Source organism: Rhodococcus baikonurensis, from assembly GCF_040489275.1.
Lineage (GTDB): Bacteria > Actinomycetota > Actinomycetes > Mycobacteriales > Mycobacteriaceae > Rhodococcus_F > Rhodococcus_F baikonurensis.
Map to the genome: position 1 here is coordinate 1 of NZ_JBEUOQ010000030.1, position 11,781 is coordinate 11,781.

At 62.1% G+C, this 11,781-nt stretch carries 7 protein-coding genes and 3 pseudogenes; 7 read left to right on the forward strand and 3 right to left on the reverse strand.

What is annotated here, in order from left to right:
• Positions 1 to 93: 93 nt before the first annotated feature.
• Positions 94 to 414: pseudogene (locus tag ABWI03_RS32295) on the forward strand (TMEM164-related integral membrane acyltransferase); the annotation flags it as partial.
• Positions 415 to 857: 443 nt separating this feature from the next.
• Here the strand turns inward: ABWI03_RS32295 and ABWI03_RS32300 are convergent.
• Complete coding sequence (locus ABWI03_RS32300) at positions 858 to 1,739, reverse strand: helix-turn-helix domain-containing GNAT family N-acetyltransferase (protein WP_037131630.1); 882 nt, start codon at positions 1,737 to 1,739, stop codon at positions 858 to 860.
• 99 nt (positions 1,740 to 1,838) lie between these two features.
• Here ABWI03_RS32300 and ABWI03_RS32305 point away from each other — a divergent pair, with 99 nt between their 5' ends.
• Genes ABWI03_RS32305 through ABWI03_RS32315 form a run of 3 tightly spaced genes read left to right on the forward strand, consistent with a single transcriptional unit; the run spans position 1,839 to position 5,524 of the window.
• Complete coding sequence (locus ABWI03_RS32305) at positions 1,839 to 3,191, forward strand: NAD(P)-binding domain-containing protein (RefSeq protein WP_298782400.1); 1,353 nt, start codon at positions 1,839 to 1,841, stop codon at positions 3,189 to 3,191.
• 10 nt (positions 3,192 to 3,201) lie between these two features.
• Entirely contained in the window at positions 3,202 to 4,437 is a 1,236-nt protein-coding gene (locus ABWI03_RS32310; RefSeq protein ID WP_298782394.1) for an MFS transporter, read from the forward strand.
• Positions 4,438 to 4,453: 16 nt separating this feature from the next.
• A complete protein-coding gene (locus ABWI03_RS32315; RefSeq protein WP_125053174.1) occupies positions 4,454 to 5,524 on the forward strand; it encodes a flavin-containing monooxygenase in 1,071 nt (356 codons plus the stop codon).
• 619 nt (positions 5,525 to 6,143) lie between these two features.
• Here the strand turns inward: ABWI03_RS32315 and ABWI03_RS32320 are convergent.
• Positions 6,144 to 7,130 (reverse strand): DUF2971 domain-containing protein, encoded by a 987-nt coding sequence (locus tag ABWI03_RS32320; RefSeq protein ID WP_125053176.1) that lies wholly within the window; start codon positions 7,128 to 7,130, stop codon positions 6,144 to 6,146.
• Between the two features lie 206 nt (positions 7,131 to 7,336).
• On the opposite strand from ABWI03_RS32320, the pseudogene ABWI03_RS32325 reads away from it, so the two are divergent.
• Positions 7,337 to 8,266: pseudogene (locus tag ABWI03_RS32325) on the forward strand (IS3 family transposase); the annotation flags it as partial.
• Between the two features lie 10 nt (positions 8,267 to 8,276).
• Here ABWI03_RS32325 and ABWI03_RS32330 read toward each other — a convergent pair.
• On the reverse strand, positions 8,277 to 9,626 hold the full coding sequence (locus ABWI03_RS32330) for an IS30 family transposase (RefSeq protein ID WP_231783878.1): 1,350 nt from the start codon (positions 9,624 to 9,626) through the stop codon (positions 8,277 to 8,279).
• A gap of 97 nt (positions 9,627 to 9,723) precedes the next feature.
• Here ABWI03_RS32330 and ABWI03_RS32335 point away from each other — a divergent pair.
• Both ABWI03_RS32335 and ABWI03_RS32340 read left to right on the forward strand, forming a co-directional pair.
• Positions 9,724 to 10,041, forward strand: a pseudogene (locus ABWI03_RS32335) (DUF305 domain-containing protein); the annotation flags it as partial.
• Positions 10,042 to 10,226: 185 nt separating this feature from the next.
• Positions 10,227 to 11,411 (forward strand): L,D-transpeptidase, encoded by a 1,185-nt coding sequence (locus ABWI03_RS32340; protein ID WP_019747378.1) that lies wholly within the window; start codon positions 10,227 to 10,229, stop codon positions 11,409 to 11,411.
• Positions 11,412 to 11,781: the final 370 nt, after the last annotated feature.

Below are 11,781 nucleotides of genomic sequence, written 5' to 3' on the forward strand. Positions count from 1 at the left end.
TGGGGAACTATCTGGCCGTACGCGGGGAGAAACCATGGCCACAAAATGCGCCATAAATGGCCGCCAGTGGGGAGCTTACGATGGCCGTCGACAATTCACCTGTTTGTCGTCTGGGCCGCGATCTATCTCACGTGGGGCCGGAGAATGCGACCTACATGGCGCAGCTACCGCTTCGCGGTACTGGTCACGCTGACATGGGCGATAGTCACTTTCATCTTCAATCGCATCGCCGATACCAATTACGGCTTTCTCAACGCCAAACCTTCCACCGCATCGCTGCTGGACCTGATGGGTCCGTGGCCGGTGTATCTGTTTTCTGGGATGACAATCGTATTCATCATCTGGGCTCTGATGACGTGGCCGTGGGAGAGAGACGGAATTCTCGACAAGGACGCCGCGCAACCCGTGGTCTAGCCGTCCTCGCTCGACCTCCGCACCCCTGGCATGGACCGACCGCTTTTCAGCAACAATCTGCACAGTCCTGCCCAATCGAGCTACCGGGCAGCCGAGTGACAGGCAAGCGAGAGCAGCAGATGTGATACTCAACCGGCATGTAGATGCAGGCGGCGTTGCACACTCCGATCGGCGACTCGCGAAGACTTTCAGTTTCACCCGCTCCAGTTCGTCTGCACGTACATCCCCGACGGTGACCGCTCTGCTGTGAAGCCGCTGATCCCGAGCCCTCAAGAACTCACTGCAGGAGGACGTGACACCAGCCCACGAATAATTTGCCAGTTACAGCGGGAATCACGTCTCAGCAGATTCACTCTGCACTCGAGCTAAGGGGTTGCTTCGAGTTGCTGATCACATATGGCGGATCGATTGCCGAAAAATGCTTCGATTGGCGGTTCAGAAAATCAGGAATCCGCTGCCGTTCGGCGTTCGAGCAGGACTGTGTCGCGCCAGATCCCGTCGAGTTGGGCGATCTTCTCGCGGATCCCGATGGTGCGGAACCCTGCCGAGTGATGCAGGGAGACGGAGGCGCGATTTTCAGGGAAGATCGACGTCTGCAGGGTCCAGAGCCCATCCGCGTCCGCTGCCATGACTTGCTTGCGTAGCAACGCTTTTCCGACACCTCGCCCGCGCATCCCGTCGGCGACATAGACGGAATTTTCGGCGACTCCGCGGTAGCAGTCCCGCCCGGAGGTCGAACTCAGGGCAGCCCAGCCGACGACGACATCGTCGATGGTGGCGACCCAGCGATGATTCGGCAGCCACTGCGCATCGAGATACTCCCGGCTGGGGACTTCGGTGGTGAAAGTGGCGTTGCGCGTGGCGATCCCTTCGCCGTAGATCCGCAGAACGGCGTCCCAGTCGTCATCGGACATGACCCGGACGGCGACATCGTCAGGAAGATCGCTCGGGCAGCACGGCCGCGGCGCGAGAACTCCCATCACGATGTCGGCGGCCTGCGGCAACGCGACGCAGCACGTCGGATTCATCGCGACAACGGTGCTGGTCCCCTCTTTGCGCAGGCTGACGAATCCCACATCGGCGAGCTTACGTACATGGTGGGAGACCGTGGGCTGCCCGATCCCCAACGCCTCGGCGAGAGCCCCGATCGTGATGCCGCCAGCAGCGCTCGCGACGCGGTGCAGCAGCCGCACCCGCATCGGTTCGGCCAGGCACGCGAACCACTGCGCGTAGGTGTCGGCGTCAGCTTGCTCGAGCACATTCGAGTCGACCGCACCTGGGTCCGAATCGCCGACGCGCACCGTCGGGGTCTGCAGCGATGTCATGCACACACTATATCGACCTTCGTCGATGGTTGCATTCATCGACTGATATCGATACAGTTCGAATTAAAGATCGATCATTGTCGATGAAAGGAATTTGTGATGACCGAACTACCCGTTGTCGTGATCGGAGCTGGACCGATCGGCCTCGCCGCCGCCGCGCAACTGCGCGAACGAGGACTCACGCCGCTGGTGCTTGAGCGAGGCGCCGTCGCCGGTACGGCGATCGCCGAATGGAATCACGTCCGGCTCTTCTCCCGCTGGTCCGAACTCGTCGATCCCGCCGCGCAGTGTCTGCTCGAGCAGAACGGGTGGAGCGCTCCCGACGTAGATGCGTACCCGACCGGACAGCAGTGGCGTCAGCTCTACCTCGAACCCCTCGCCGCCGCCCTCGGTGATGCGGTGCAGTTCGACACCGAGGTGATCGGCGTCGCCCGACGTGGCCGCGACCTGGTCGTCGACGCCGGCCGCGATACCGAACCTCTCTCCATCCACCTGCGCCGCCCAGGCGGCAGCGAGGACCGCGTCTTCGCCCAGGCCGTCGTCGATGCTTCCGGCACCTGGGGCACCCCGAACCCGCTCGGCGGGGAAGGACTGCCCGCCCTCGGCGAGAGGGCTGCCGCTGCCGCGATCACCTACCGTGTGCCCGACCTCGACGACGAGGCGATCCGTGCCCAGTTCGCCGGGAAACACACCGTCATCGCAGGCAGCGGCCATTCCGCACTGACTGCCATCGTCGCGCTAGCCGGACTCGAAAAGCAAGCCCCCGGTACGCGCATCACGTGGGCTGTTCGCCGCGGGGCTATCGGTTCCGCGTTCGGCGGCGGTGAGTCGGACGAGCTGCCCGCTCGCGGCGCACTCGGACTCCGCGCGAAGAAGGCTGTCGACGACGGACTTCTCACCGTGGTCACCGGTTTCCGCACCGCCGCCGTCGAATCCGCCGACAATGGTCAGCTCGCACTGGTCTCCGATGCCGGCACCCGGATCGAGAACGTCGACAACGTCGTCACCTTGACCGGATTCCGCCCCGACTTGTCGTGGCTGTCGGAAATCCGACTCGGCCTCGACCCCGTGCTGCAGGCCCCGACACAGTTGGCGCCTCTGATCGACCCGAACGTCCACTCCTGCGGCACGGTCTATCCGCACGGCGCGAAAGAACTTCGCCATCCCGAACCGGGTATGTACCTGGCGGGGATGAAGAGCTACGGCCGCGCGCCGACGTTCCTGGCGATGACCGGGTACGAGCAGGTACGCAGCATCGCCGCCGAACTCGCCGGCGATCACGAGGCCGCCGCCCGGGTGGAGTTGATCCTCCCGGAAACCGGAGTCTGCGGCGGCGCTGGTGTTTTCGACGAACCCGATACCGCGGAATCCGAGGGTGGCTGCTGCGCCGCACCTGCTCCGGAGCTGATCTCGCTGTCCAGTCCCTCCGGCAGTTCCAACTCCTGCGGATAGGGCACAGCCGATGACGACCATCGAAGATCCGCCTCGCCCCGTCAGCCTCGATCCGTCGGGGCTGCGGCGGGTCCTGGTGGCGCTGTGTCTGACCGAAATCACCAGCTGGGGGATTCTGTACTACGCGTTTCCCGTTCTGTCGGTAGCCATTTCCCGCGATACCGGATGGTCGAGCGCTGTGATCGTGGCGGCGTTCTCGGTCAGCCAACTCGCCGCCGCCGCCGTCGGCATACCGGTGGGACGGATCCTCGATCGCCACGGGCCCCGCTGGGTCATGACCACAGGATCTGTACTCGCTGTACCCGCACTGGTGGTCATCGCGACAGCTCACACCCTCCCCCTGTTTTTCGCGGGTTGGGTGTTCGCCGGCATCGCGATGGGCGCGGTGCTGTATCCACCGGCATTCGCCGCACTGACTCGCTGGTACGGCGACAACTACGTCAAAGCACTGATGATTCTCACCCTCGCCGCGGGTCTGGCCAGCACGGTGTTCGCGCCACTGTCTGTCGCTCTGGCCGATCGATTCGATTGGCGCACAACCTACCTGGTGCTCGCCGCCATACTGGCTGTGATCACCATCCCCGGACACATCTGGGGTTTGCGTGGCGGGTGGCCCGACCCCATCCGCCTGCCCCACGCGCAGCCCGGCGACTACCACCGCACCTCACGCAGCCTCCCATTCCTTGCTCTGATCGTCGCCCTCGCGGCAGCCGCTTTCGCCGCATCCGCCGGCGTCTTCAACCTCGTACCGCTACTGATCGAACGCGGTTTCAGTCCCAGCCTCGCCGCACTCACGCTCGGGCTGGGCGGCGCCGGCCAGGTCATCGGCCGCATCTTCTACCTACCACTCGCAGCGAAGACCAGTGTCCGCGTACGCACGGTATCGGTCATCGCCGTTGCCGGTCTGAGCACCGTGTGGTTAGGTCTGGCGAGCTCTACGGCGGCGTTGATCGGCATCGCCGTCGGCGCCGGACTGGTCCGCGGCATCTTCACCCTGATCCAGGCCACCGCCATCACCGACCGCTGGGGCGGCGAACACTACGGGCGCCTCAACGGGCTGATGTCCGCACCGATCGTCATCGTCATGGCCCTGGCTCCGTGGGCCGGCACCGTGCTCTCCACCTGGACCGGAAGCTACGCCCACGCCTACCTCGTCCTCGGAGCGATTGCCCTCGTCGGCGCCGTGATCAGCGCAGCAACCATCCCCGCCCTCCGCACCACCACAACGATTCCGATCACTTCCTGACCGAAAGACAATTCTCATGACGTACTACGACGCGATTGTCGTCGGTGGCGGTCAGTCCGGCCTGGCCGCAGCCCATCATCTGCGCCGCCAGCGGCTCGACACCGCGATCATCGAAGCGGGTAGCGAACCCGTCGGCTCCTGGCCGCAGTACTACGACAGCCTCACTTTGTTCTCACCAGCAAAGTACAGCTCCCTCCCCGGTCTACCGTTCGGCGGCGACGGTGACCGCTATCCCGGACGCGACGAAGTCGTCGACTACCTCCGCCGCTACGCAAAGACCCTCGATGTGGACATTCACGTCAACGAACGAGCCGATACCGTCACCACCAGCGGCGGCCAGTTCACCGTCCGGACCGACAGCGGATCCGCCTTCACCGCACCTCGAATCATTGCCGCCACAGGAGGATTCGAAACTCCACACAGTCCCGCACTGAAAGGGTTGGATGCCTTCACCGGGACTGTTGTGCACGCCGCCGACTACCGCGAACCCACCGCCTACGCCGGGCAGAACGTCATCGTGGTCGGAGCCGGGAACTCCGCAGTACAGATCGCTGCCGAGCTCGCCGAAACAGCCGATGTGATCCTGGCCAGCCGAAACCCCGTGACATTCGCGCCGCAACGACCCCTACGCCGAGACATGCACTTCTGGTTCAAGTACACCGGAATCGACGCCCTCCCGATCGGGCATCTTCTCTCGCGGCCACCGACGTCGCCGGTGTTCGACACCGGCCGCTACCGCGCCGCGCTCACCGCCGGCACACCGCAACGCCGCGCCATGTTCACCAAACTCGAAGGAAACCAAGCCTTCTGGCCCGGCGGCACCACAACAACCGTCGACGCGGTCATCCTCGCCACGGGATACACCCCCAACCTGGACTACCTCGCAGAACTCGGGGCACTCACCGACACTGGCCATCCCCGCCACCGGAAGGGCCTGTCCACCACCCACCCAGGGCTCGGGTACGTGGGACTGGAATGGCAACGAAGCCTCTCGTCCGCATCCCTACGTGGGGTAGGCCGCGATGCGCACTACGTGGTCCGGCGGCTCACTCCTGCTGACGCTGCTCGGTTGCATCCGACCGAATAATGCCCGGTCTGCTCTTGTTTGCGTAGCGCCCGCACAGCCTGATCTCCTCGTAGTCGGTTCCTGTCCCATTGAACAGCGTGGGTCCGACTTCCTCGTCAAACGGCGCGTGATGATCTGTGCGAGTCCGTTGTCGACTGTCGCGAAAGGGGAAGTGCGATCACCAGTCCTCGGCCGGCGCCTGCCGATGTCGCGTTGGGGACCGTGGCCGCCACAGTTCTCGGTGTCGCTGTCGGGGTTCTCCTGGCCGGTGTCGCGGTCGGAGCCGGTACCGCTGTGGTGTTCCGTTTCGTGTTGCGGACGATCATCTCCCGAAAATGATCGACTGCGCTGGTCAGCGGCGTGGAATACCTTTCTCAGGTGTTCGATTCTTTGCATCCCAGAAATTCCGCTTCGAGCGCACACTTGCCGAGAGCCGCAATACGGGCACCGCCGATTTGTGGTGCACAAATGAGAATCAGGTCGCCACGTGTGACCGAGCTGCAAGGGTTGTTGCAGTTCAGGACTTCGGCTTTCGCTTCGGTCTGGTCAGTGTGGCGACCTGAGGCTCGTCGCGGGTTCAAGAATAGTTCGGGGACCCGACATGTTCGGCGGCGATGGACGCCGCCGGTCAGTCGAGGGTTCAACCCCGGTACGGCACTTTTGATCTCTCTAGATCAACCTCGCCGATCGCATATCCGTTGGCTTCCAACATCTGACGAACTGCTCTCTCTCGTAGATCTGGCGCATTACCTGGCCCGATCACAACCTTCACAATGGCGTCACGGGGAAAACCGATCTCGATGTACGGAACCACGCCTCCAGTACCGTAGCTTCCCTGCCGGAAATTCAGTCGCGCGGACGCCTCTGCGAACATAGCGATAAGTCGCCATTCTTTCTCAGCTTGGAATGATTCATCTTTCAGAGTCATGCACAACCGACCGGCGGCGTTGAACATCTCCGTGACAAAGTTGAAGTAGTTAACCGCAGCTGGCTTTTCAGAAATACGTGAACGGAGGAAGTTTTGAACCAAATTCAAGTTTTCGGCCCGCGCCTCGTCACCATAGAAGATGGGTCGCGGCCCAGGGATCGGAGCATCAACCCAACCTCTTCCGTCCGGTTCCATTCGGTTTCCTGCTTTGTAATCCCAGCATTGGTAGGTCAGCTCCGCTAGCTTCGCCCGATCGAAACCTACGGCGAAACCATCACCACCTGCATATCCACGCCACTGCCCGAGCGAGTCACGTTCGGTAGTAAAGCAAGTGACATACCCGTTCGCCCATTTCCAATCGTATGGCATCTGCGGCTGTGACTCGTCTACGAGAGCCGCAAGCGACCAGGCGGCGGCTCGAAGTGCATGTTTCTTTGGTCCAAGGTACGACGGATCTCGATGGTCGGGCCCCTCGGTCGTGAAGAAGTCACCACACTCCCTCCGCTCTTCCTCTGTAAGGTCAGGTAGTTCCTGAGCCAAGGAGTGAAAGATCTCGGCCATCAACCCGGCACTGTATTTGAGTTCCTGAGCATCATTTAGATACTTTATATCGGTTCCCCAGAGCTTTTGACTTTTGATGATGCCGGAGAATCCTCCGAAGTTTGTGTAGTGATAGAGGATGTCATTCTCGTCGGTCACGATTTTGATAGTACTGCAGTCACCTGACAACTTTTTGCAGGAGGATCCCACTAACACTCACGCCCCCTCGTTCCAATCCAGTCAACAGGCTTGCAAAAAAAGCCGCCCTGAGCAGCGCGGAACTTAGCATCGACGGGCCTTGACCCCGCGGGTTGGACACGCTTGATCCTGGTCTCAGACCAGGGAAAGCGAGAAGATCTAACCCGATGGCAAAGAAAAATTACTCCGAAGAGTTCCGCCGCGACGCAGTCGAGCTGTACCGCGACACCGGCGGCGCGACCGTAGCCGGGATCGCCGCCGATCTCGGCGTATCCCACGGCTCCCTGACCACATGGCTGAGAAATGCGGGTATCCCGATCCGCAGACCCGCCGCCACCGCTCCGGGGCCCGGCACCGGCGAGACACCCGAGCAGGAAGCCGCCAGGCTCCGCGCCGAGGTCGCACACCTACGCGCGGAGAAAACCAAGCTCGAAACTGAGCGAGACATCCTGCGGTCGGCGGCAAAATATTTCGCCGGAGAGACGAACTGGTGAACCGCTTCCAGTTCGTTGCAGACCACTCCGACACCTACCCGGTGAAGCGGTTGTGCCAGGTCATCGATATCGCCCGCTCGTCGTACTACGCATGGATCAACGCCGCCGAGAAACGAGCCGCCCGGGCCGCAGCCGACGCTGAACTCGCCGACAAGATCCGCGCCGTCCACACGGTGGGACAACACCTACGGGCGGCCCCGGATCACCGCCGAGATCAATCACGGACAACCCGCCGACCAGCGGATCAATCACAAACGGATCGCACGGATCATGCGCGCCAACAACATCGAGGGCCTGCGACTGCGCCGAAAACACCGCACCACCATCGCCGAACCAGCCGACACTCCGTCGCCGGACCTGCTCAACCGTGATTTCACCGCGATCGCACCGAATACCCGATACGTCGGTGACATCACGTATCTGCCATGCGGGGACAATGAGTTCTTGTATTTGGCCACGGTGATCGACTGCTTCTCCCGCCGCCTGGTGGGCTGGTCGATCGCCGAGCACATGCGTACCGAACTCGTCGAAGATGCCTTAGGTGCCGCAGCACTGACCCGCGGCGGTCTTGCCGGTGCAGTGTTCCACGCCGATCGCGGAAGTCAAGGCGTATTCAACCGGTCGAAGCAACACGTTGCTGTTGAATTGATCGTAGGTGTTCGTCCCAAGCTTCAGCGGGGGTTCGCCATTGGAGTCGTTTCCGTGGTCGCGTGTTGAGAGCGTGGGCGACTGCCGCGAGATCGTCTGGGTTCCATCGCGAGAGATCAGTTCCCTTCGGAAAGTATTGGCGCAGTAGTCCATTCGTGTTCTCGTTGGTGCCTCGTTGCCACGGGCTGTGCGGGTCGGCGAAGTAGACCTTCAGCCCGGTGTCGATGGTGAACTGGGCGAGTGCGGACATCTCTTTCCCGCGGTCCCAGGTCAGCGAGCGTTTGAGTTCGGTGGGCATCGACGCCAGTGCCTGTGTCAACGCTCTGTTCATCGACACCGCTCCGTATCCCGACAGTGCCGGCCCGTTCTTGGTGATCGGTTGCTGTCGCCACCCACGCTCCCGTGGCAGGTGCACGAGGGTGGTGTATCCGGTTGTGCGCTCGACGACGGTTCCGATTGCGGACCTGTCCGTACCGATGATGAGGTCACCCTCGTGGTGCCCGGGGATCGCACGGTCGTCGGCTTCTTCGGGACGCTCGCTGATCAGTACGTCCGGGCTCACGTGAGCCCAGGCAGCACGCTTTGCTCTTGCCCGCGGCATGCGCAGAGCACGGCCGGTGCGCAGGCACAAGATGAGTTCGCGGCGCAGGCCGCCGCGGCCCTCGATGAACAGGGACTGGTAGATGGCTTCGTGGCTGATTCTCATGCTCAGATCATCCGGGAAATCGATTGGTAGCCGGTTCGAAATCTGCTCGGGGCTCCACGCTTTCACCCATCGGCGGTCCTGACGATGGGGCTTGTTCAAGCCTTTCCATTGCCGTTCGAGCGGTCCGGCGACAGCATCGCCGCCCGGCTTGGTGATCCGGCCCGAGAGTCGGTCCTCAACATAGTGCCGTAACCGATCGTTGGCCGTGAGCTTGGCGGTCTTCGGGCGGCGGGCAAACAACTCGGCTTTCCAGTGCGCCACGCTGGCGCGGTATTCGAGCGTGCCTCCACGCGTGGCAGCGTTACGCCGCAGCTCCCGCGAGATCGTCGACGGGCTCCTTCCGATGGCACTCGCGATCGCGCGCACTCCGTGGCCGGTGGCGTGCAGGATCGCGATTTCCTCACGCTCTGCCAAAGAAAGGTACCTGCCTGCCGGCGCGGGCCATAAATACGGCGTCATCCCGCCAGCGTGCCGGAACCACCGCTGACCAACCGCTTGCGCCACGCCGACAGCGTCAGCTGCCTCACGAGGAAGCTTGCCTGTGGCGATCTGGTCCCAAAACTGCCGTTCCTTCGACCGAGGATGGCCCGGTGCTCCCGGTGACCTCATCGGAGCCCTGCCCGTTACTTCCCGCACCCAATCCGATGGACGACCCACAACACCCTCCTGACCTCGAATGTTGCGTCCACCGATTGAGCCCAATCAATACACCTCAAAGGGTTTCGCGATGATCTGCGCGAAGTTGGGTGTTGCGCAATCGATGGGAGCGGTGGGCACGAGCGCGGACAATGCCTCAGGAATGATGTCCCAGCAGCAGATCGCTCAATTGGAGGGGCTGCGCGATGGGGACTTCGACACCGCGTGGCTGAAGATGATGATCGAACATCACTCCGGCGCGATCGCGACGGCCCAATCGGAACTATCCGATGGCGACAACGCCGACGCCAAGCAATTGGCTACCGATATCATCGCCGCACAGCAGTCCGAGATCACCGCGATGCAAGCACTTTTGCAACAGAACTGATCCGGAAACTGGCGAGTGGCTAGGCCTGTCCGTCGAAGCCTCTCTTCTCGTTGTCCGCTCTGATCTTCCATCTGATTACTTGCGTCCCTTGCGAATCACTGTCTTCGTCGGCGCTCCCCACCCACTGACGTGAAGGAACAATTATGGCCTCAACACGGCATACAGGGTTAGTCGTCCTTGTCCTTATGGTCGCAACGCTGACAGGATGCACCTCCACAGCACCGCAGTCCGCACCGAGTGACACGGGTGCGCCCGCCGAGAACGACTCTCCTGTCTCCGCGCTGGTGATGACTCCTTCCGGGGGGACAGATACCGTCAACCCCCTTGATCCGGTCACGGTGGAATCTGTTGGCGGGAGGCTCGACTCGGTAGTGCTCACCGAAGTGGGCGGGGCTGTGGTCGATGGCATCTTCACCCCTGACCGGCAGGTGTGGAAACCCGGCGCGTCCTTGGACTACGGGAAGACCTACACGATGACAGCGTCAGCCACCCAAAACGATGGCTCACGTCTCGATCAGTCCAGCACCTTCTCCACAGTCAAGCCGCGGAACCTGACCAAACCATCCTTCGTGACGGCCGGGGGTAACCTCCTCACAGATGGTGGCACTTTCGGGGTAGGGATCGTTATTGTCACGCATTTCGACGAGCCGATCCTCGATCGTGCAGCGGCGGAGAAAAGCCTGACTGTGCAAACGTCGGTGCCGCTCGAAGGCTCGTGGTACTGGGTGGATGACCAGAATGTTCACTGGCGACCTCGTGCGTACTATCCCCCCGGCACCGAGGTCACGGTCCGGGCTGCGGTCTTCGGCGTCCCGCTCGGTGGCGGACTGTTCGGACAGGAAGACGCCACGACTGCATTCACCATCGGCGACTCGCATATCGCCGTCGCCGACGATACGACCAAGCAAGTGACGGTCACGAGCAACGGCAAAACTGTGCGCACTATGCCGACATCGATGGGCATGGGAGGAACCGAGCTCGTCAACGGCCAAACGATCTCCTTCTGGACCCAACCAGGCATTTACACCGTCCTCGATCAGGCCAACCCCGTGATCATGGACTCGTCGACCTACGGACTTCCCGTCAATTCCCGGCTGGGGTACAAGGAAAAAATCAACTACGCCACCCGAATAAGCACCGACGGAATTTACCTTCACGAACTCGAAGACACAGTCTGGGCGCAAGGCAATACCAATGTTTCACACGGCTGCTTGAACCTCAGTCGCGCCAATGCTCAATGGTTCTATGATTTTTCGCTTCCCGGAGATGTCGTGGAGATACGCAATACCGGCGGCGCCCCTCTCGAATTGTGGCAGAACGGCGACTGGAGTGTGCCGTGGGACCGATGGTCGGAAGGCAGCGCGCTGTAAGACCTGTCGCCCTGCCGGCAAACGATGCTGAATCGCAAACAGAAGCTCCGCGCGAGACGTTCTCCCGTAGTCGACGCGAAAGTGCTGGATAAACCTTTTGACACTGTCAGAGCTGACAGGGGTTCGGCAGATCGTCACGGGAGGAGGTCGCCAGACACCGCCGCCGTATCGGGGCGGCGACGGGAAGCAGAACAGATAGTATTTCTACAGGGCTTCGGTTCGCCGTCTCGGCAACCTCCAGCGTGCAGAGTCGACACGACACCCTCATCGAGCGGTCCCACATCACTGTGACCGACGAATCACCGACAGCGCTGGTTGGGCCCCGTACGAAAGCGACGGAGGTTGCAGGTTGGGCACTCGCACGGTGCGG